Genomic DNA, 20510 nt, shown 5'->3' on the forward strand with positions numbered 1-20510 from the left:
TCCACCGTTCCGCTTGATCGGCAGCTGATGAGCGCGCGGCACGGTGGACCCCGGAACAAGTCCGGGGTGACGAAGGGATTCGGCGAAAATCCCCTCGCAATCGCCGTTGAAATTTAATAACAAGCTTCGGTAAGAGTGTTCCGCGGTCACAGCGGCCTCATGGAGATGGAATGACGATGGCAAGCGAGCATCCGCGCGCCAATTTGCAGCCGCTTACGTTGCACATACCGGAGCCAAAGTTCCGCCCCGGCGACGCGGTGGACTTCGCCGAAGTCGACGTGCCGCCCGCTGGCGAAGCACGCCGCCCCGACACCGCCGACAAGGCCTCCGACTTCACCGATCTGGCATACACGCTCGTCCGCGTGCTCGACGACGACGGCAATGCGGTCGGCCCGTGGGATCCCAAGCTTTCGCCCGACGTGATGCGTCGCATGTTGCGCAGCATGGCGCTGCTCCGCGCGTTCGACGAACGCATGTTTCGCGCGCAACGTCAGGGCAAGACCAGCTTCTACATGAAGGCGCTCGGCGAGGAGGCGGTCGCGGTCGCGGCGGCCTATGCGCTCGATTACGAGGACATGTGCTTTCCTTCGTACCGCCAGCAGGGGCTGCTGATCGCGCGGGGGTGGAGCCTCGTCGACATGATGAACCAGATCTATTCGAACACGGCCGATAGGCTCGGCGGCAAGCAGCTGCCGATCATGTATTCGGTCAAGGAAGCCGGGTTCTTCTCGATCTCGGGCAATCTCACGACGCAATATCCGCAAGCCGTCGGCTGGGCGATGGCGTCCGCCGCCAAGGGCGACACGCGAATCGCGGCGACCTGGTGCGGCGAGGGCTCGACCGCAGAGGGCGATTTCCACTCGGCCTGCACGTTCGCCGCGGTCTACCGAGCGCCGGTGATCTTCAACGTCGTCAACAACCAGTGGGCGATTTCGAGCTTCTCCGGGTTCGCAGGCGCCGAGGCGACCACGTTCGCCGCGCGTGCAGTCGGCTATGGTATCGCCGGACTGAGAGTCGACGGCAACGACGCGCTCGCAGTCTACGCCGCCACCGAATGGGCCGCCGAGAGAGCGCGCACCAACCAGGGCCCGACGCTGATCGAGCATTTCACCTACCGCGCGGAAGGCCATTCGACCTCAGACGATCCCGGCCAGTATCGCAGCGAAGGTGAACCCAACGCCTGGCCGCTCGGCGACCCGATCAAGCGCCTGAAGGACCACCTCATCACGATCGGCGAATGGGACGAAGAGCGCCATGTCGCGCAGGACAAGGAACTCGCCGAGCAGGTAAAGGCCGCGCAAAAGGAAGCCGAGAAGAACGGCATCCTCGGCCACGGCCTGCACCAGCCGCTCGAATCGCTGTTCGACGGCGTGTTCGAGGAACTGCCGTGGCATTTGAAGGAGCAGCGCCAGCAGATGCTCGACGAGGAGTCCGCGAGCGGCCGCCCGTGGGATCACAAGGCATGAGCAGTCTCTCTCCTTACTTCCGTCACCCCGGACTGGTTCCGGGGTCCACGGCCCCGCGAACTCGCCGGCCATTGATTGTGCGGAACGGTGGATGCCGGAACGAGTCCGGCATGACGGAGTGTGTGCTGTGAGCGATGTGATCGAACAAAACGCGGAGGCTGAGGGCGCGGCACCCGGCGAAACCACCCGCATGAACATGATTCAGGCGATCAACTCCGCCATGGACATCATGATGGAGCGCGACCCCGACGTGATCGTCATGGGCGAGGACGTCGGCTATTTCGGCGGCGTCTTCCGCGCGACTGCGGGGCTCCAGGCCAAGCACGGCAAGACGCGCGTGTTCGACACGCCGATCACCGAATGCGGCATCATCGGCGTCGCGGTCGGGATGGGCGCGTACGGCCTGCGCCCGGTCCCCGAGATCCAGTTCGCGGACTATATCTACCCCGCGCTCGACCAGCTCGTCTCCGAAGCCGCGCGCCTGCGGTACCGCTCGGCCGGCGAGTTCACCTCGCCGATCACGGTGCGCTCGCCGTTCGGCGGCGGCATCTTCGGTGGCCAGACGCACAGCCAGTCGCCCGAGGGGCTTTTCACGCACATGTCGGGGATCAAGACGGTGATCCCGTCGACGCCCTATGACGCGAAGGGCCTGTTGATCGCCGCGATCGAGGACAATGATCCTACGCTCTTCTTCGAACCAAAGCGCATCTATAACGGCCCGTTCGACGGATACTGGGATCGCCCGTCGCAGAACTGGTCGAAGCACCCCGCGGGCGAAGTCCCGACCGGCTACTACAAGATCGAACTCGGCAAGGCGAAGATCGTCCGCGCTGGCGAGGCGCTCACGATCCTCGCCTATGGCACGATGGTCCATGTCTGCACGGCCGTGGTCGCCGAGGCGGGCATCGATGCCGAGATCGTCGACCTGCGCACGCTCGTGCCGCTCGACATCGAGACGATCGAGGCGTCGGTGAAGAAGACCGGGCGCTGCATGATCGTCCACGAGGCGACGCGCACCAGCGGGTTCGGCGCGGAGCTGTCGGCGCTCGTGCAGGAACGCTGTTTCTACCACCTCGAAGCCCCCATCGAACGCGTGACCGGGTTCGACACGCCGTACCCGCACAGCCTCGAATGGGCTTATTTCCCGGGGCCGGTCCGCATCGGCGAAGCCCTGAAAAAGATCATGAAGGACGCATAATGGCCCGCTTCACCTTCAAGCTGCCGGACATCGGCGAAGGCATCTCCGAGGCCGAGATCGTCGCATGGCACGTCGCCATCGACGACCGCGTCGAGGAGGATTCGCCGATCGCCGACATGATGACCGACAAGGCCACCGTCGAGATGGAATCGCCGGTGTCGGGCGTGGTCGTCGAACTCGCGGGCGAAGTCGGCGACCAGGTGTCGATCGGCGCTGCGCTGGTTGTGATCGAGACGGATGCGGTGGATGTTGCCGACGAGGTGGTCGCCGCGCCGCTGACCTCGGCCCAGGCCGAAACCGCCGAACAATACGAAGCCGAGAACCCGGGCGTCGAAGAGGTGGTCGAGGCAACTCCCTCTCCCCTCCGGGGAGAGGGTCGGGGTGAGGGGCAGCCCCAGGCGGAAACGTCGGCAACTGCCTCAACCCCTCACCCCAGCCCTCTCCCCGCAGGGGAGAGGGAGCAGAAGACGCACGCCGTTCCTACGGCTGAGGCGGAGCAGAAGGCCCACGCGCTCGCATCCCCCGCAGTCCGCGCCCGCGCGCGCGACCTCGGCATCGACCTAGCATCGGTAAAAACCGAATCCGACCGAGTCCGCCACGCCGACCTCGACGCCTACCTTCGCTACGGCTCCGGCGAAGGTTACCACCCCCCGCACGCATCACGCGCCCGCGAAGACCAGCCCATCAAGGTCATCGGCATGCGCCGCCGCATCGCCGAGAACATGGCCGCGTCGAAGCGCGCGATCCCGCACTTCACCTATGTCGACGAGATCGACGTCACCGCTCTCGAAGCGATGCGCGCCGACCTAAACGCCAATCGCGGCGGTCGCCCCAAGCTGACGATGCTCCCGCTGATGATCGTCGCGATCTGCAAGACGATCCCCGACTTCCCGATGCTCAACGCGCGATATGATGACGAGGCCGGCGTGGTCACCCGTCACGGCGCCATCCACCTCGGCATGGCCGCGCAGACCGACGCGGGGCTCACCGTCCCCGTGATCCGCGACGCGCAGGACCGCAACGTCTGGCAACTCGCAACCGAGATCACTCGCCTCGCCGAAGCCGCCCGCGCCGGAAAGCTCGCCCCCAGCGAAATGGGTGGCGGCACGATCACCGTCACCTCGCTCGGCCCGCTCGGCGGCATCGCCACCACGCCGGTCATCAACCGCCCCGAAGTCGCGATCATCGGCCCGAACAAGATCGTCGAGCGCCCCGTCTTCAAGGGTGACGAAATCGTTCGCGCCAAGCTGATGAACCTGTCGATAAGCTGCGACCACCGCGTCGTCGACGGCTGGGACGCGGCTAGCTTCGTGCAGGGCCTGAAGAAGTACCTCGAAACCCCTGTCCTGCTCTTCGCCGACTAAGTCCGAAAACGCTCCTCCCCCTCCCTGAAAGGGAGGGGGCCGGGGGTGGGTCGGTCGGCTCGAGCCGCACCGATCTGAACCCCACTAAACCCACCCGGAACTCGTCCAGGGAAAAACTCAAACGATCTCGAACAACCCCGCCGCGCCCATCCCGCCCGCGGTGCACATCGACACCACGACATAGCGCACGCCGCGCTTGCGCCCCTCGATCAGCGCATGGCCGACCAGCCGCGAGCCGGTCATCCCAAACGGATGCCCCACCGCGATCGCGCCTCCGTTGACGTTATACTTCTCCGGATCGATCCCCAGGAAATCGCGACAATAAAGGCACTGTGACGCGAACGCCTCGTTCAGCTCCCAAAGCCCGATATCACCCACCGACAGACCAGCGCGCTCAAGCAGTTTCGGTATCGCGAAGATCGGCCCGATACCCATTTCCGCCGGGTTGCACCCCGCCGCCTGGAAACCGCGATAAATACCAAGGATGTCCTTCCCTTCCGCCTCTGCAGTCCGGCGGTCCATCAGCAGCTGCGCGGAGGCACCATCCGACAACTGGCTGGCATTGCCCGCGGTCACGCTCGATCCCGGCGCGGAGAACTCGCCGCCCGGCCACACCGTCTTCAACCCGCGCAAACCCTCCAGCGTCGTGCCCGCGCGAATACCCTCGTCCTGCGACAAGGTGACGCTCTCGACCCCGGCATGTGCGCCCTGCTTGTCGTACAGCGCCTTCTCGACGGTAATCGGCACGATCTCCTCGGCAAACGCCCCGCTGGCGAGCCCGGCCGCCGCACGCTGCTGGCTCATCGCGGCGTATTCGTCCTGCGCTTCGCGGGTGATGCCGTATTTCTCCGCGACGATCTCGGCGGTCTCGATCATCGGTATATACGCCGCCGGCTCCTTGGCCACGACGCTCGCGTTGACGAAGCGCGGTGCGTCCTTCGTCACGGTGTAGCTGATCGACTCCATCCCGCCCGCGAGCGCCACGTCCGCCTCGTCGCAGATGATCGTCCGCGCCGCGAGCGCCACCGCGGTCAGCCCCGACCCGCACTTCCGGTCGAGCGTGAACGCCGGCACCGACTCCGGCAGGCCGCCCGCGAAGATCGCCATTCGCCCGGCGTTGCCGCCTTGCGTCCCCCATTGGTTGCCGACGCCCCAGAACACCTCGTCGATCCGGGCGGGATCGATCCCGGCGCGTTCAACGACTGCATTCATCACGTGCCCCGCCAGCACCGGGGCCTCGGTCGCATTGAACGCGCCACGGTACGCCTTGCCGATAGCGGTACGGGCTGTAGAGACGATGGCAGCTTCACGCATGCTGGAACCTTTCGAGGATTGGGTATGGATCCGATCTAGGCGCTTACTGTTCTATAGGAAAGGGTTGGGGACCCAATCCTGAAATCCTCCCCCGCCAGGGGGAGGTGGCACCGAAGGTGACGGAGGGGGAGGACACGAAACGATGTGCCGCCTACCTCCCCCTCCGTCTGGCAAGTGCCAGCCACCTCCCCCTAGCGGGGGAGGATTCGTGACTCCTCGATCCAAACCGGCGTCAGGGAACGCGCGCGAGCCATCCCCCGGTGAATCCCGCACGGTCCAGCCCGCGGCGGATATGCGGGTTTCGCCGCATCGTGTTCCAGACCATCCCGGTTCGCCAGTTCTCGATCATCGCGACGATCGGCCCCTGGTCGATGCCGAGATAATCGACGTCGACCCAGCCGACGCCGGGCACGATCCGGCCATGCTTTAGCGGCTCGCCGATCTCGGTCAGCGTCGGATTGAACGCGTCGAAGAAACCGTATTTGCCGTAAATCCCCTTGCCGTACCGGTCGTGCATCGCCGTGATCGCGGGAATGACGATGTCGGGCGCGAAGACGATCGATCCGGCGGCGGCGGTCGGCGCGATCGTGCCGTCGTCACGCGCGCCGGGTCCGCGTTCGGAGTAACTGAAGAACTCGCGGGGGCGACCCGCGATCGTCGCCTTGAAATCGCCCGGTCCGTCGCACGCGGTCAAGCCCCAGACGTCGGGGCCATAGCCTGCGAACTGCCGTCCGTTCATCCCCCCATTCGCGATCGCATAGTCGCGCTGCGCGATCGTTGCGCGCCGGCTGTTCTCGAAATAATCGATGTCCTTGGTCGCGATGTACGCGTCGCGAATGCCGCGGAAGTCGACCCAGACATGGCTGTACTGGTGCACGAACATCGGCGGATAGTGCAGATGATCGCCACTCCATGAGGGCTCGAACTTCGCGGTCAGCGCGCCCCAGGTCGAGGGCGGTAGCGGATGCGTCGGCGATCCGAGCGCGAGCAGATACATCAGCATCCCCTCGTTATAGATGTTCCAGTCGCTCGCGATGAAGCCGCTCTCGGGGTGCCAGCCCATCGACAGGAACGGCGCACGCGGCGTGATCCAGGTCCAGTCGACCGCACCATAGATCTGGTCCGCCAGCGCACGGATCCGCTGTTCCTCGAGGTGATCGCCATCGAACCAGCTCTGCGCGAACAGCATCCCGCCGAGCAGCAGCGCGGTATCGATGGTCGACAGCTCGGCGCGCGCGAACCGCTGGCCCTTGGTGATGCCGAGGAAGTGGTAGAAGAATCCCTTGTATCCGCTGTTGCCGGTCGGCTCGGGGCCCATCGGGGCGATCGCGAAGAACTCCAGCGTCGCCAGCGTCCGCTTGCGCGCCTGCTCACGCGTGATCCAGCCGTTGACGACGCCGATCGGATACGCGGTCAGCGCGAACCCGACCGCGGCGATCGAGGAGAAGGACGGCGTCGGCCAGCGATCGAGGGCGAGCCCGGTGACCGGGTCGGTCGTGTCCCAGAAATACAGGAACGCACGTTCCTGCAGGTTATCGATCAGCGGGTTGGCGGACGGCGGCGGTTCGGGCGGCGTCGTGCCGGTAACGCTCTCGATCGCCTTGACCAGCGGCCGTCCGACCGATGTGCACCCTGCGGTAAGTCCACCGAGCGAGATCGCCCCGGTGCCGAGAAACTGCCGTCGATCGAGCATCCGAACTCCTGGTCGAGGGTCACCGCCATTGACCATGGAAGGCAGGCGGGGCGGCCAGAATGGCCGCCCCGATAAACGCATCAGAACCTATAACCCACCCTGAACTGGATGCGACGCGGGAGGGTTAGTGTGCTCGTGCCGATCCGAGCAGGCTCGAGCGGATCGGTTGCCTGGCCAGTGGCGGGGTCGATCGTGTTATTGAATGACGCGTCGAACCCCTCGAAGTTCTTGTTGTTGAACGCGTTGAGCAGGTCGACCGCAGCCTCGAACTGATCCTCCTTGCCGAGCACGCTGAAGCGCTTGGCGAGCGTCAGATTGACCTCGCAATAGGCGAACACGCCCTTGATGCAGTTCTTCCGCGGGTAGCGCGCGGTGAAGCGGTTGAAGCCCGAGTCCGCGCCGTTGGTCGCGTCAGTGACCTGGAACGCCTGCCCGCTGCCCAGCGTGTTGAGCATCGAGAACTGGAACCCGAGAGGCAGGTCGAGCGTGCCCGAGACCACTACGCGGTGGCGCTCGTCGCCCGCACGTGGGCGCCAGCCGTAATCGTCAGGCGTCACCGCATCGAGGCTGAACAGGTCGCCGCCATTCTGCTCGCCCTTCGAGAAGGTGTAGGCGATGTTGACGCCCCAGCCCGACGACTTGGTATAGTTCTTGTCGAGCGTGAAGTAGATCGCCTTGTACCGCGTATCGAGCCCGTCGAAGCCGATGATCGCGTTCGCGTAGCCGAACCGTTGCAGCGGGGCGGTGTCGCAGCAGCCGCCGAGCCCGTTCAGCGTCCGGGTTGCGAACAGGTTGGTATAGCCGTTGCGGCCGCGGATATACGACCCAGTCAGTGCCGCCTGGAAGATCCCGATCTTCTGGCGGATGCCGATGCTCGCCTGGTCGTTGACCGGTGGGCGCGCGTCGTTCTTCACCGCGAACAGCTCGGGGAGCCCCTGCGTCGAGCTGGCGGCGAGTGCCAGCAACCCGTCGCGCGTCAGATAGGCGGGGTTCCACTGCACGGTCGGCAGGCCCTGACGCGGCGCGCCGTTCGCCGAGAAGCGGAACACGCCGATCGGGTTGATCGTGCGGCTCAATTCGTCGACCGTGTTGTTGAAATTGTTGCGATCGTAATAGCGCCCGATCCCGCCGAAGATCACGGTCGTCTGGTCGTCGTTCAGGTCATACGAAAACCCGAACCGGGGTGCGATCGCGCCGGCGAACGGGCTGCGGTTGCTGCCGTCGGTGATGTAGTTTTCGGGATCGAAATACGCCGTCTTGGGCAGGGCGCGCAGTGCGGCGGCGGCGTCGGCGGGGGTGCGATATTCGTTGTTGAAGCCGTTCGTCTCGTAATCCCAGCGTACGCCGACGTTAAGCTGGAGCTTGCTGGTCACGTCCCAGTCGTCCTGCACATACAGGCCGATCTGCGTGTTCGAGGCGAGGATCTTGCCGCTGCCGAGGCCCAGTCGTGCTTCGGCCGGCGATGCGAAGGTCAGCCCGTTCTGAGGCTCGCGACGATAGGTGTAGCGCGGCTGGATGAACGACTGGTTGTCGAACTCGATGTCGGTGATCTCGACGCGCGCGCCCGCCTTGAACGAATGGTTCTGAAGGCCCGTATAGGTGACGTCGTCGCGCAGCGTGTAGCCCTGCTGGACCTCGCGACGGGTCGAATCCTTGCCGCCGAAGATGATCACGCCGTCATAGTCGTAGGTCGGCAGATCGGGGTTGAGCGACGTCGGATTGAACGTGTAGCTCAGATAGTTGGCATTGAACTCGTTGATGAAATTGCTGCCGGTATAGGTCCATTTATAGAGGTATGTGTCGACGACGTTGATCTTGTTCTCGGCGTTCTCGTACGACACGTTGCCGCCGAAATTCTGGATGTCGGTTTCCTGGCGACGGCTGAACGACAGGTCCATCACCTGGTTGCTGTCGGGTGTCAGCGTCAGCTTGCCGAAGTAGAAATCGCCGCGGAACGGACTGACGAAGGCGCCTTCGAAATCGCTCAGCCGACGCCCCGAATTGGCCTCGAAATCGGCGACTGCCGCGGGCGAGCCGGTGCTGTCGACGTTGAACGCGCGGTCCTGGTCGTTGCCTTCGTACGTCGCGAAGAAGAACAGCTTGTCCTTGATGATCGGGCCGCCAAGCGACACGCCGTATTGCTTGCGCTTGAAGGCGGGTTCGGCGCGATTGTTGACCTTGTCGAGGTACGATTTCTCGCTGAGGCTCTTGTCGGTATATTGGCCGAACGCCTCGCCGTGGAACTCGTTGGTGCCCGATTTGGTGACCGCGGTGATGATCGCCGCGCCGGCCTGCTCGTACTCCGCCTTGTAGTTCTGCGTCAGGACGCGGAATTCCTGCACGGCCAGCTGGCCGAACGGATTGCCGCGGCTGTTCTGCTGGCCGGCGACACCGCCCTCGCGCAGCTTGTTCTTCAGGCTGACGCCGTCGATGAACACGTTGACCTGGCTCGCGGTCGACGCGCCCGACTGGAAGCCCTTGTTGGTCTCGCTGTCGTTATACTTCACGCCCGGCGCGAGCGCCGCGAACGACAGGAAATTGCGATCTGTCTGCGGCAGGTTGCGGATCTGCTGCTGGCTGACGTTGGTCGCGACTTCGCTGGTCTTGGTTTCCACCAGCCGGCCGCCGGTGACGACGATCTCCTGGCCGTCGCCGGTAGTCGGGGTCGCGTCGGCAGTTGCATCACCGGCGGGCGCCGCAGTCGTCGCAGGGGCAAGCGTCGCGTCGAGCGTCGCCGACTGGCCGATCGAGACGATGATCCGCTGTACGGAAACGTCGCCATTGGGGCCGGTCACGGTGATCGTGTATTGCGCCGGTCGCAGTCCGTTGAGGATATAGCTCCCGTTCGCGGCCGATACGGTGCGGAAACTCTGATTGGTGCCGGCATTCACCGCCACCACGGTCGCGCCCGCAACCGCTGCACCCGCCGGATCGCGCACCTGCCCGCGGATCGCCGCAGTCGTCGTCTGCGCGGTCGCTGGCACCGTCAGGATCGATGCCGACCCCAGGATCGTGCTCGTCGCAAGCACAGCGCGCAACGCTGCGGTCATCCCCGCGGTCATCCCCGCTGTCATCATCGTCTTCATGCCGAAATTCCCCTGCTTGCAAGGCGGGGCGGGGCATGGGCGCCGTGCACGATCGTACCGGTCCATTTGGCCTTCGGGCCGTCGGACGGTGCATCGTCGCGTCGATCGCGATCCCATGATCCTCTCCCGCACGCCGCTCCCGATGGAGACGGCTCCGGCGGCACGCTTGATCGCGTGTCGCGCCGGTTCAGCCGCCCTACGCCCCGTCTGGGCATCCTGCCAATGGTCGCGCGGTACGGGGAAGTCGTTGTGCGTCGGATGGTGACTTTATCGCCACAGTCCATGTTTCAGCCGAAATATCCACCCTGTCTCGGGTGGATGATGTTTCCCGGGCTTACTTCATCAGCACGAGTTCTTCTGCCATCGTCGGATGCAGTGCGACCGTGGCGTCGAAATCGGCCTTGGTAAGGCCGGCCTTCACCGCCACGGCGGCGGATTGCAGGATTTCGGGGCAGTCGGGGCCGATCATGTGGATGCCGACCACCCGGTCGGTCTCGCCGTCGCATACCATCTTGTAGAGCGAGCGCTCGTTGCGGCCGGCCAGTACGTTCTTCATCGGCCGGAAGTCGGACGTATAGACCTTCACCGAGCCGAGCGCCTGCTTGGCCTGCGACTCGGTCATGCCGACGCCGGCCATCGGCGGGTGGCTGAACACCGCGGCGGGGACGTTGGCGTAATCGACCCGCGTCGGCTTGCCGCCGAAGAACGTGTCCGCGAACGCCTGCCCCTCGCGGATCGCGACCGGGGTCAGCTGGATACGGTTGGTGACGTCGCCGACCGCGAAGATCGAGTCGCAACTTGACCGATTGTCCTCGTCGACGATTACCGCGCCCGCCGCGTCCATCTCGACGCCGGCGCTTTCGAGCCCCAAACCCTTGGTATTCGGCAGGCGGCCGGTCGCGAACATCACCAGGTCGACGGTGATCGGATCATGCCCGCTCATGCTGACCGTCAGGCACCCGTTGTCGTCCTTCTCGATGCTCTCGAACGCGGCGTTGAAGCGGAAATCGATGCCCTTGCTCATCGAGATCTGGAGCAGGCGGTCGCGAATCGATTCGTCATAGCCGCGCAGGATCACGTCGGTGCGGTTGACCAAAGTCACATGCGACCCGAACTGGTGGAATATCCCGGCGAACTCGTTGGCGATATAGCCCGCGCCCGCGATCAGCACGCGCTTGGGCACGTCGTCGAGGTGGAAAACCTCGTTCGAGGTGATGCCGTGTTCCGCACCGGGGAACTCGGGCACCAGCGGATGCGCGCCGACCGCAATCAGGATCTTCGCCGCGGTCTTCACGGTGCCGTCGGCGAGCGTGACTTCGTTGGGCCCGGACACGACCGCGCGCTGGTGAATGATATCGACATGGTTGTTCTGGAGCGTGGTCGTGTAGGCGCCGTTGATCCGGTCGACTTCTTCCATCACGTTGTCGCGCAAGGTAGGCCAGCTGAACGCGCAATCGTCGGGCACCTGCCAGCCGAAGCGCTTGGCGTCCTTCAGATCCTCGGCGAAATGCGCGCCGTAGATCAGCAGCTTCTTCGGGACACAGCCGCGGATGACGCAGGTCCCGCCGACCCGATACTCCTCGGCGACCGCGACGCGTGCGCCGTGGGCGGCGGCGACGCGCGAGGCTCGCGTGCCGCCCGAGCCTGCGCCGATGACGAAGAGGTCATAGTCGAATTTAGGGTCGGTCACGCGTCATCCTTCATCGTCACCCCGGACTTGTTCCGGGGCCCACCGTGCCACCGGCTTGCCTGCCACTTGGGGCACGGTGGATGCCGGAACAAGCCCGGCATGACGATGAGTGTGAACGGTTTGCTCTATCGCTGGCCCGCCTTGCGCATCGGCATCGCGTCGATCGTGGTTTCTAGGGCAGCGGCGGGGAAGGGCTTGGCACTGCGCAGTTTCTCGCCGCCGTCCTTGCCGATCAGGATCGCGGCGAAGGCGGCTGGCAGGCGGTATCTGCGGCGAACCTGCGCAGCAGTGTCGGCGGCGCCGCGGACCTGATCGCCAACGACTTCGACGATCGTGAGGTCGCGCGCGTCCGCCCTGGTCTTCCAGACCGCGAGGATGCGGCGTTGTTCGGCGAAAGCTGGGTCTCCGGCGGCCGGCGCCGCAACGATCAACACGCGCCGCTCCCACTTCATCTGCGCGATGGTCGGGGAGGCGGCGAGCGCGACGGAGAGGAGGATGGGCATAGGAGGATAACGCCGGAGGCAGGCTTGCGCTCCCCCACACCACCACCACCCCGGCGAAGGCCGGGGCCCAATTGGAAAGGTGGTCGCTTATTGAACCGAGGTTCGCCCAAATGGGCCCCGGCCTTCGCCGGGGTGGTGCAGCTTCTGAACGCGGGTAAGCGATTGAAAGGGGGAGGACGTCCCTCCCCAAACCTCACCCAAACGCCCGCTTGATCAAATCATCCGTCGAAGGATCGAACGTCTGTCCGCCCTTCTCCGCCGCCTTCGCCATTTCCTTCCCCAGCTCCACCCCGAACTGATCGAACGAGTTGATCCCCAGTAGCACGCCGTTCACGAACACCCGGTGCTCATAAAATGCGATCAGCGCCCCCAGCGTCCGCGCATCCAGATCGTCGAGCAGCAGCGTCGAAGACGGCCGATCGCCCGAATAGCTCCGCGCTGGATCCTCGACCTGCTTGCCCGCCATCAACGCCGCCCCTTGCGCGAACGCATTCAGCAACAGCGCGCGGTGATGCTCGTCGGGCAGCGTATCGCCCGGCTCGATCGCCGCGACGAACTCGACCGGCACCAGATGCGTACCCTGGTGGAGCAACTGGAACACCGCGTGCTGCGCCTCGGTGCCGACCCCACCCCAGGTGATCGCCGCCGACGGCCGCCCAAGCGGCTCGCCCTCGACCGTCACCGACTTGCCGTTCGACTCCATCTCCAGCTGCTGGAGATAGCTCGGCAGCAACCGCAACCGCTCGTCATACGCGAACGTTGCCCGCGTCTCGGCACCGCGAACCTGCGTGTAATACAGGTCGGCAAACGCCGCGAGCGCAGGCGCGTTCTCGTGCAGCGCGGCGAGGCGGAAATGCCGGTCCATCTCAGCGGCCCCCTCCAGCAACTCCTCGAACCTGTCCCAGCCCAGCCCAATCGCCGCCGGAAACCCGATCGTCGACCACAAAGAATACCGCCCGCCGACGCTTTCGGAGAACGGCAGGATGCGCGTCTCGTCGACGCCCCATTCCATCGCCTTTTCGGGCGCCGCGGTCAGCGCGATCACGCGGCCATACGGATCGTCGACATTATGCTCGGTCATCCACTGAAGGACCGACTCGGCGTTCATCAGCGTCTCGGTCGTGGTGAAGGTCTTCGACGCGACCACCAGCAACGTCGCCGCCGGATCGAACTTCGCAAACATGTCCTCCAGCGCAACGCCGTCGACATTGGCGACAATGCCGACGTCGTAGCGCTTGTCGTCACGCCCCAGCGCATCGACCAGCAATTGCGGCCCCAGCGCCGACCCACCGATCCCGACGTGCAGGATATGCCGCACCGGGCCGAGCGCTTCGGCCTCGATCGCATCGATCAGCGTCCGCATCCGCGCGTGGCTCGCCTGCGCGATCGCGACGCTCTCGGGCTTGCCCTCGCCGCGCTCGGCGGTGTGCTCGACCGCGCGGCCCTCGGTCACGTTGACGATCTCGCCCGAGAACATCGCCTGGCGCTTGCCGGCCAGATCCTGCGCCTTCGCCATCTCCTCAAACGCCGTCACCAGGTCCGTCGTCAGATGCGTCTTCGACCAGTCGAAGTGGATGCCCGCGACGTCGAGGCTCAGCTTCGAGAGTCGCTCCGAGTCCTGCGCGAACAGGTCGGTCAGCTTGGTGGCGGGCAGGGCTTCGATCTTGGACCAGTCGGCGGTCATGCTACTTCTCCGAATAGACGTGCGCGCCGGTCATGCTGCAAGCGCGAGACCGCGACAACGTCTCATTCGGCCAACCGTATCCTGCATACGCTTGACGCCGCGCTTCGGGTCGGCAAACCGGAAACATGGCAAAATCCGTGACGACGAAACCCCAGCGCTCCGAAACGAACGAGACGTTCCGCTTCCTGCTGAAGCTCGCGCTGGTCGTGCTGATCCTGCGCAGCTTCATCTTCGCGCCGTTCAGCATCCCGTCCGAATCGATGCTCCCCCGCCTGCTGATCGGCGACTATCTCTTCGTGTCGAAATGGAACTACGGCTACTCGCGCTGGTCGCTGCCCGCCGGCATCCCGCTGATCCCCGGCCGCATCTTCGGCAGCACGCCCACGCGCGGTGACGTCGTCGTCTTCCGCGCACCCGAAGTGCTCGACCACGACGTCATCAAGCGCGTGATCGGCCTGCCCGGCGAGACCATCCAGATGCGGCAGGGCACCGTGTACCTCAACGGAAAAGCGATCCCGAAACTTCGCATCGCCGACTTCACGATCCCGCTGACCGCCAATTTCGACGCCGAGAAATGCGGCGCGCCGTTCGTCGACGTCGTCGCCAACGTCCAGATCTGCCGCTATCCCCGCTTCCGCGAGACGTTGCCCGGCGGTCGCAGCTACGAGGTACTAGACCAGGCCCAACTCCCCGACCGGGACGATACCGGGCTCTACACGATCCCCGCCGGCCACATCTTCGTGATGGGCGACAACCGCGACGACAGCGGCGACAGCCGTTTCCCCGCGCCGCAAGGCATGGGCTACGTCCCGCTCGAAAACGTCGAGGGCAAGGCAGTCGTCAACTTCTTCTCCACCGACGGCGACGCCGAATGGCTGAAGCCCTGGACCTGGGTCAGTGCCGCGCGCTGGAGCCGCATCGGGGAAGGCTTTTGAGTGATCTCGCCGGCTGGCTGAAGACGCTCTTCGGCCGCGTTCCGACCGACCTCGCCCCCTACGAACGCGCGCTGACGCACGGCAGCCAGGCCGCGGCGAACTACGAGCGACTCGAGTTCCTCGGCGACCGCGTTCTCGGCCTCATCGTCGCCGAGTGGCTGTACGAACTGTTCGCGACCGACCCCGAAGGCTCGCTGTCGAAGCGCCTCAACGCGCTCGTCACCGGCCCCGTCTGCGCCGAAGTCGCCCGCGAACTCGGCGTCCGCGCGCACCTGAAACTCGGCAAGCAAGCCCGCGACGACGGCGCCAGCGACAGCGACAACGTGCTCGGTGACGTGATGGAAGCGCTGATCGGCGCCTGGTACCGCGAAGCCGGCCTCGACGCCGCCCGCGCATTCGTCCGCGGCGCCTGGGGGGACAGGGTGCAGGCCGGCGCAAAAGCCCCACAACACCCCAAATCCGCACTCCAGGAATGGGCCGCCGCGCACAACCGCAAGCCCCCCGAATACACCATCGTCGAACGCACCGGCCCCGGCCACGCCCCCAAATTCACGATGCTCGTCTCGGTCGGCAAACTCGCCGAAGCAACCGCAACAGGCTCCAGCAAACAAGAAGCCGAGACCGCAGCCGCCAAGGCGCTCCTAGAGAAGCTCGGCTGAGAAGGATGGTTCACGCGGAGACGCGGAGGCGCTGCGAGTGGAACTCAGGTCCTGCCCCAAACGACGCCGAGTTAATCGGCGGCGCATGATCGCAGCGGGCACGAGCCCCAGTCACACCATCTCCGCGCCTCCGCGTCTCCGCGTCTCCGCGTGAACCATTTCTCCCTCTCGGACTGCACGACGCGAAGACGGGTGAGGGGGTAGTTTCGCGGGAATGACGCGAGGAGGTTTTGTCTGTATGACTGACCTCGAATATCCCGATGAAAAGAGCCTAAGTGACCGAACCTACCACGCCTGAATTCCCAGCCCCCGCGCACGACGCCCCCCAGAGCGCCCCAAAGCATTGCGGCCTAGTCGCGATCGTCGGCGCCCCCAACGCCGGCAAGTCGACGCTCGTCAACGCACTCGTCGGCCAGAAGGTCGCGATCGTCAGCCCCAAGGCGCAGACCACGCGCGCCAAGCTGATGGGCGTCGCGATCGAAGGCGACACGCAGATCCTGCTCGTCGACACCCCCGGCATCTTCGAGCCCAAGCGCCGCTTCGACCGCGCGATGGTCGCCGCCGCCTGGGGTGGCGCGGAAGGCTCCGACATCATCGCGCTCGTGGTCGATGCGAAGGGCGGTATCGGCGGTAAGGTCACCACGATCGTCGAGTCGCTGGTCGGCCGTACCGAGCCGATCTGGCTGATCCTCAACAAGGTCGATCTCGCCGACAAGACCAAGCTGCTGATCCACGCGGAAAAGCTGAACGCATTGCTCCCCTTCGCGGAGACGTTCTTCATCAGCGCCGGCACCGGCGACGGCCTCGCGCACTTCAAGACGCAGCTGGCAAAAGCGATGCCCGAAGGTCCGTGGCATTACCCCGAGGACCAGGTCTCCGACTCGACCGAACGCGCACTCGCGTCCGAGGTCACGCGCGAGCAGCTATATCTCCAGCTCCACGCGGAGCTGCCCTATGCGAGCACGATCGAGACCGAGCAATATATCGAACGCCAGGATGGCTCGCTTGAGATCCACCAGCAGATCCTCGTCGAACGCCCGACGCAACGCGCGATCGTCCTCGGCAAGGGCGGCGTCCGCATCAAGGAAATCGGCGCCCGCTCACGCATCGAACTCTCCTCGATCACCGGCAAGCCCGTCCATCTCTACCTGCACGTGAAGGTGAAGCCCGGCTGGGACGAAGACCGCGAAGTCTACCGCGACATGGGCCTCGACTGGGTGGACTGATCCCGAAAAAATGCTCCACCCCGGCGAAGGCCGGGGCCCAATTGGGGGCCGTTCGTAACGGCGGGCAGCGCATTGTTTCTTCGACCACTCCACTTGGGCCCCGGCCTTCGCCGGGGTGGAGTAAGCGTCAGTCAAAAAGAATGTTCCCCCGCGAAGGCGGGGGCCCAGCCTGGGCTCCCGCCTTCGCGGGAGAACATTCTTAGGACAAAACCTCATCCACCCAAGCCGGCACCAACACCCCAGCCGCCCCGATCCGCGTCTCCTCGAAGAACACGCTCCCCGTCGAAGGATCGAGGTTCAACTCCAGCGTAGCGGCCCCATGATACGCCGCGGTCTGCACGAATCCCGCCGCCGGATACACCGCCCCCGAAGTCCCGATCGACACGAACAGGTCCGCCTTCGCCAAAGCCGCCTCGATCCGCTCCATCCGGTACGGCATCTCCCCAAAGAACACGATGTCCGGCCGAAGCGCCGCCGACCCACACGCGCTGCACACCGACCCCTCGGGCAAAGCCCCCGTCCAAGCCTCCCGCGCTCCACAAACGGCACACAGCGCCGACAACAACTCCCCATGCATATGCAGCATCCGCGTCGCCCCCGCCCGCTCATGCAGGTCATCGACATTCTGCGTAACGATCAGCAACTCGCCATCCCAAGCCGCATCCAACCGCGCCAGCGCCCGGTGTGCGGCATTAGGCTCCACCCCCGCCAAAGCCGCCCGCCGCAGATCATAAAACCGGTGCACCAACTCCGGATCCGCCGCGAGCGCCTCGGGCGTACACACGTCTTCGACCCGGTGACCTTCCCACAATCCGCCCGGCCCCCGAAACGTGGCGATCCCGCTCTCCGCCGAAATGCCCGCGCCCGTCAAAACGACGATGTTTTTGATGTCATGCATGGCCAGAGCATAGGCAGCCCGGCTCGAGACTGGAAGTAACCGCCCGCCGGCGTCCGGCGTACGGACACATTGGCGTCGGCGTGATCGTGTGGGAAGACGGGCCGATGAGCACCAACACCGCAAAGTTTATGGTCCTGCTCGTAGGCAGCATCCTCTATTGGCAGGTCGTATCGCGCATCACCGGCGCAAAGGAGCCTTGGGACGCGGACAGCTACTGGTATGTCTGGTATCCCGTGTCGTTCGGATTGGCGGCGATTACGGGCGCCATCCTGACGCGGGGCGGTTGGGCGGCAGGCGTCGTTCTTTCGTTCGCGCAACTCCCGGTCATATGGTGGAATACCGGGACCGCCGCATTCTGGGCGATCGGCCTGACGATGGTGTGCATTTTGGGCGTTCCGCTGGTCGTCGTGTCGGCGCTGGCTGCTCGATTGGCCGCCCGCGCTCGGGCAGTCTGACGCGCCACTGCAGCGCCCGACGGACGTCATCCGTCGCCGGCCGCCGCGCACCGCGTCTTCATAAATCGCTCGAACGCGGCTAAGACGCGCGCATCCCCGCATCCGCAAAGGCGCTGCATGACCGTCATCACCGAAGCCGACCTGATCGAAAGCGTCGCCGACGCACTCCAGTTCATCAGCTACTACCACCCGATGGATTACATCCGCGCCCTGGGCGTCGCGTACGAGGCCGAGAAATCGCCCGCCGCCAAGGATGCGATCGCGCAGATCCTCACCAACAGCCGGATGTGCGCGGAGGGCCATCGCCCGATCTGTCAGGATACCGGCATCGTCACGGTCTTCGTCAAATGGGGGCAGAACTGCCGGCTCGAGTCGACCCGCAGCCTGCAGGAGGTCGTCGATGAAGGCGTGCGCAAAGCCTATCTCAACCCCGAGAACAAGCTGCGTGCGTCGATCCTCGCCGACCCGGCCTTCACGCGCCGCAACACCAAGAACAACACGCCGAGCGTGATGCATGTCGAGATGGTGCCCGGCAACACCGTCTCGATCGACGTCGCGGCGAAGGGCGGCGGCAGCGAGAACAAGTCGAAGTTCAAGATGATGAACCCGAGCGATTCGATCGTCGACTGGGTGCTCGAGATGATCCCGCAGATGGGGGCTGGCTGGTGCCCGCCGGGGATGCTCGGGATCGGCATCGGCGGCACCGCGGAGAAGTCGATGATCCTCGCCAAGGAGTCGCTGATGGGTTCGATCGATATGGCGCAGCTGAAGGCGCGGGGCCCCAAGAACGACATCGAGGCGCTGCGGATCGAGATCTATGACAAGGTCAACGCGCTCGGCATCGGCGCGCAGGGGCTAGGCGGGCTGTCCACGATCCTCGACGTGAAGATCTTCGACTGGCCGACGCACGCCGCGTCGAAGCCGGTGGCGATGATCCCGAACTGTGCCGCCACCCGCCACGCGCATTTCGTGCTCGATGGTTCGGGGCCGGTGTATCTCGAACCTCCGAAGCTGGAGGAATGGCCCGACGTCAACTGGACGCCCGACAAGGCCGCGATCCGCGTCGATCTTGACACGCTGACGCCCGAGGTCGTGCAGACGTGGAAGCATGGCGACCGCCTGCTGCTCAACGGCAAGATGCTGACCGGGCGCGATGCGGCGCACAAGCGGATCAAGGACATGCTCGATGCGGGCGAGCCGCTGCCCGTCGATTTCAAGGGTCGCGTGATCTACTATGTCGGCCCGGTCGATCCGGTCGGCGAGGAAGTCGTCGGGCCTGCGGGGCCCACGACGGCAACGCGAATGGACAAATTCACGCGGATGATGCTCGATCAGGGCCTGCTGGCCATGGTTGGCAAGGCGGAACGCGGGGGCGATGCGACCAAGGCGATCGCCGAGGCGAAGTCCGCCTATCTGATGGCGGTGGGCGGCGCGGCCTATCTCGTCGCGCGCGCGATCAAGGGATCGAAGGTGGTCGGGTTCGCGGATCTAGGGATGGAAGCGATCTACGAGTTCGAGGTCAGCGACTTTCCCGTGACCGTCGCGGTCGATTCCGCGGGCGAGAATGTCCACCAGCTCGCGCCGCTCGTTTGGCGCGAGAAGATCGCCCGCGAAGGCTTGCTGACGCCCGCATGATGACACGCGGACGCAGAAGGGGGCAGGGGCCCGTCCGGTGGGTCGTGTCCGTCCTCCTTCTGCTTGCCGTCGCGGTCGTCTACGCGCCGCAGTTGCTCGCGTTTCCGTACAAGCAGCGGATCGGCACCGTCACCGTCTATGCCGAGCATCCGATCGATCCGCGGATCGGCAGCGAACTCTCGCGGGCCGAGGGATTGCTGCACGCCAGTCCGATCTACACTGGCCTGCTCGATCGGTCCCTGTTCCTCACGGACGGCGGCTGGCGCTGGCGGCTCCTGGCGATCCAGTCGCCCGGCGCCTTCGCATTTCGCCGGCCGTTCAGCTCGGCGATCGTCTTCAACCGCAGCGACGTCGCCGCCGATCGCGTGACGAACGATCGCGCGATCGGCGGCACCCGCACGCTGTCCGGCGTGATCGCGCACGAGACAACGCATATCATGATCGCCAACCACCTTGGCGAACTGCGCAGTGCGATGCTTCCGACGTGGCAGCAGGAGGGGTATGCGGATCATGTCGCGCGCGAGAGCAGCCTGATGGACGCCGATGCCGCCCGTCTTCGCAAGACCGATCCGGGTGCGACGCCCTTGGTATATTACGACGCCCGCCGACGGGTTGCGGCGGCGTTGGACGCCAATGGCGGATCGGTCGACGCGCTGTTCGCGGGGCGCTGAACGAACCTTTTCGGAACGCAGCCCGGCCAGTCC

Annotated in this window: 16 protein-coding genes; 9 read left to right on the forward strand and 7 right to left on the reverse strand. The window is 65.3% G+C overall.

The features are described from left to right. Positions 1 to 176 precede the first annotated feature (176 nt). The 3 genes from AC1MLZ_RS14430 (at position 177) to AC1MLZ_RS14440 (ending at position 4028) form a co-directional block, all read left to right on the forward strand. Positions 177 to 1466: a thiamine pyrophosphate-dependent enzyme gene (locus tag AC1MLZ_RS14430; RefSeq protein WP_480961566.1), complete on the forward strand. Its 1290-nt coding sequence runs from the start codon at positions 177 to 179 to the stop codon at positions 1464 to 1466. Between the two features lie 190 nt (positions 1467 to 1656). Further along, positions 1657 to 2664, forward strand: coding sequence for an alpha-ketoacid dehydrogenase subunit beta (locus AC1MLZ_RS14435; RefSeq protein ID WP_480961567.1), 1008 nt, complete (start codon positions 1657 to 1659; stop codon positions 2662 to 2664). Next, positions 2664 to 4028: a dihydrolipoamide acetyltransferase family protein gene (locus AC1MLZ_RS14440; RefSeq protein WP_480959076.1), complete on the forward strand. Its 1365-nt coding sequence runs from the start codon at positions 2664 to 2666 to the stop codon at positions 4026 to 4028. Before AC1MLZ_RS14435 ends, AC1MLZ_RS14440 begins: the two co-directional genes overlap by 1 nt. A 117-nt stretch (positions 4029 to 4145) precedes the next feature. Here the strand turns inward: AC1MLZ_RS14440 and AC1MLZ_RS14445 are convergent, their stop codons facing one another. The 6 genes from AC1MLZ_RS14445 to pgi form a co-directional block, all read right to left on the reverse strand. Then, positions 4146 to 5342 carry a thiolase family protein gene (locus AC1MLZ_RS14445; RefSeq protein ID WP_480959077.1) on the reverse strand — a complete coding sequence of 399 codons (1197 nt, stop codon included), beginning with the start codon at positions 5340 to 5342 and terminating at the stop codon, positions 4146 to 4148. Between the two features lie 232 nt (positions 5343 to 5574). Next, positions 5575 to 7035, reverse strand: a complete 1461-nt coding sequence (locus AC1MLZ_RS14450; protein WP_480959078.1) for a glucoamylase family protein — start codon at positions 7033 to 7035, stop codon at positions 5575 to 5577. 80 nt (positions 7036 to 7115) lie between these two features. Next, the gene (locus AC1MLZ_RS14455) at positions 7116 to 10121 is read right to left on the reverse strand and encodes a TonB-dependent receptor (RefSeq protein WP_480959079.1); all 3006 of its coding nucleotides are present in this window, start codon (positions 10119 to 10121) and stop codon (positions 7116 to 7118) included. A gap of 334 nt (positions 10122 to 10455) precedes the next feature. After that, a complete protein-coding gene (gorA, locus tag AC1MLZ_RS14460) occupies positions 10456 to 11811 on the reverse strand; it encodes a glutathione-disulfide reductase (RefSeq protein ID WP_480959080.1) in 1356 nt (451 codons plus the stop codon). A gap of 125 nt (positions 11812 to 11936) precedes the next feature. Next, positions 11937 to 12314, reverse strand: a complete 378-nt coding sequence (locus AC1MLZ_RS14465) for a DUF4174 domain-containing protein (protein WP_480959081.1) — start codon at positions 12312 to 12314, stop codon at positions 11937 to 11939. 193 nt (positions 12315 to 12507) lie between these two features. Next, a complete protein-coding gene (pgi, locus tag AC1MLZ_RS14470; protein ID WP_480959082.1) occupies positions 12508 to 13998 on the reverse strand; it encodes a glucose-6-phosphate isomerase in 1491 nt (496 codons plus the stop codon). A 125-nt stretch (positions 13999 to 14123) separates the two neighbouring features. Here pgi and lepB point away from each other — a divergent pair, with 125 nt between their 5' ends. From lepB to era, 3 genes are all read left to right on the forward strand, one after another. Continuing rightward, positions 14124 to 14933 carry a signal peptidase I gene (gene lepB, locus AC1MLZ_RS14475; protein ID WP_480959083.1) on the forward strand — a complete coding sequence of 270 codons (810 nt, stop codon included), beginning with the start codon at positions 14124 to 14126 and terminating at the stop codon, positions 14931 to 14933. Further along, complete coding sequence (gene rnc / locus AC1MLZ_RS14480) at positions 14930 to 15592, forward strand: ribonuclease III (protein WP_480959084.1); 663 nt, start codon at positions 14930 to 14932, stop codon at positions 15590 to 15592. Before lepB ends, rnc begins: the two co-directional genes overlap by 4 nt. Positions 15593 to 15951: 359 nt before the next feature. Beyond that, on the forward strand, positions 15952 to 16818 hold the full coding sequence (era, locus tag AC1MLZ_RS14485) for a GTPase Era (protein WP_480961568.1): 867 nt from the start codon (positions 15952 to 15954) through the stop codon (positions 16816 to 16818). A gap of 199 nt (positions 16819 to 17017) precedes the next feature. Here era and AC1MLZ_RS14490 read toward each other — a convergent pair whose 3' ends face one another. After that, a complete protein-coding gene (locus tag AC1MLZ_RS14490; protein ID WP_480959085.1) occupies positions 17018 to 17716 on the reverse strand; it encodes an NAD-dependent deacylase in 699 nt (232 codons plus the stop codon). Positions 17717 to 17820: 104 nt separating this feature from the next. Between AC1MLZ_RS14490 and AC1MLZ_RS14495 the strand changes: the two genes are divergently transcribed. The 3 genes from AC1MLZ_RS14495 to AC1MLZ_RS14505 all read left to right on the forward strand — a co-directional run bounded on the left by AC1MLZ_RS14495 (position 17821) and on the right by AC1MLZ_RS14505 (position 20477). Beyond that, positions 17821 to 18171 (forward strand): hypothetical protein, encoded by a 351-nt coding sequence (locus AC1MLZ_RS14495; protein WP_480959086.1) that lies wholly within the window; start codon positions 17821 to 17823, stop codon positions 18169 to 18171. 117 nt (positions 18172 to 18288) lie between these two features. Continuing rightward, positions 18289 to 19806 (forward strand): fumarate hydratase, encoded by a 1518-nt coding sequence (locus AC1MLZ_RS14500; RefSeq protein WP_480959087.1) that lies wholly within the window; start codon positions 18289 to 18291, stop codon positions 19804 to 19806. A 44-nt stretch (positions 19807 to 19850) separates the two neighbouring features. Next, entirely contained in the window at positions 19851 to 20477 is a 627-nt protein-coding gene (locus AC1MLZ_RS14505) for a hypothetical protein (RefSeq protein ID WP_480959088.1), read from the forward strand. Positions 20478 to 20510 lie beyond the last annotated feature (33 nt).

This window comes from Sphingomonas sp. PEI4, assembly GCF_056679955.1.

What these genes read in the sequence shown, in the direction of transcription:
- AC1MLZ_RS14465 (WP_480959081.1), bottom strand. Translation starts at nt 12,314, where the DNA reads ATGCCCATCCTCCTCTCCGTCGCGCTCGCCGCCTCCCCGACCATCGCG.
- AC1MLZ_RS14455 (WP_480959079.1), bottom strand. Translation starts at nt 10,121, where the DNA reads ATGAAGACGATGATGACAGCGGGGATGACCGCGGGGATGACCGCAGCG.
- AC1MLZ_RS14445 (WP_480959077.1), bottom strand. Translation starts at nt 5,342, where the DNA reads ATGCGTGAAGCTGCCATCGTCTCTACAGCCCGTACCGCTATCGGCAAG.
- AC1MLZ_RS14435 (WP_480961567.1), top strand. Translation starts at nt 1,657, where the DNA reads ATGAACATGATTCAGGCGATCAACTCCGCCATGGACATCATGATGGAG.
- AC1MLZ_RS14490 (WP_480959085.1), bottom strand. Translation starts at nt 17,716, where the DNA reads ATGCATGACATCAAAAACATCGTCGTTTTGACGGGCGCGGGCATTTCG.
- AC1MLZ_RS14440 (WP_480959076.1), top strand. Translation starts at nt 2,664, where the DNA reads ATGGCCCGCTTCACCTTCAAGCTGCCGGACATCGGCGAAGGCATCTCC.
- lepB (WP_480959083.1), top strand. Translation starts at nt 14,124, where the DNA reads ATGGCAAAATCCGTGACGACGAAACCCCAGCGCTCCGAAACGAACGAG.
- pgi (WP_480959082.1), bottom strand. Translation starts at nt 13,998, where the DNA reads ATGACCGCCGACTGGTCCAAGATCGAAGCCCTGCCCGCCACCAAGCTG.
- AC1MLZ_RS14430 (WP_480961566.1), top strand. Translation starts at nt 177, where the DNA reads ATGGCAAGCGAGCATCCGCGCGCCAATTTGCAGCCGCTTACGTTGCAC.
- AC1MLZ_RS14450 (WP_480959078.1), bottom strand. Translation starts at nt 7,035, where the DNA reads ATGCTCGATCGACGGCAGTTTCTCGGCACCGGGGCGATCTCGCTCGGT.
- AC1MLZ_RS14495 (WP_480959086.1), top strand. Translation starts at nt 17,821, where the DNA reads ATGAGCACCAACACCGCAAAGTTTATGGTCCTGCTCGTAGGCAGCATC.
- AC1MLZ_RS14500 (WP_480959087.1), top strand. Translation starts at nt 18,289, where the DNA reads ATGACCGTCATCACCGAAGCCGACCTGATCGAAAGCGTCGCCGACGCA.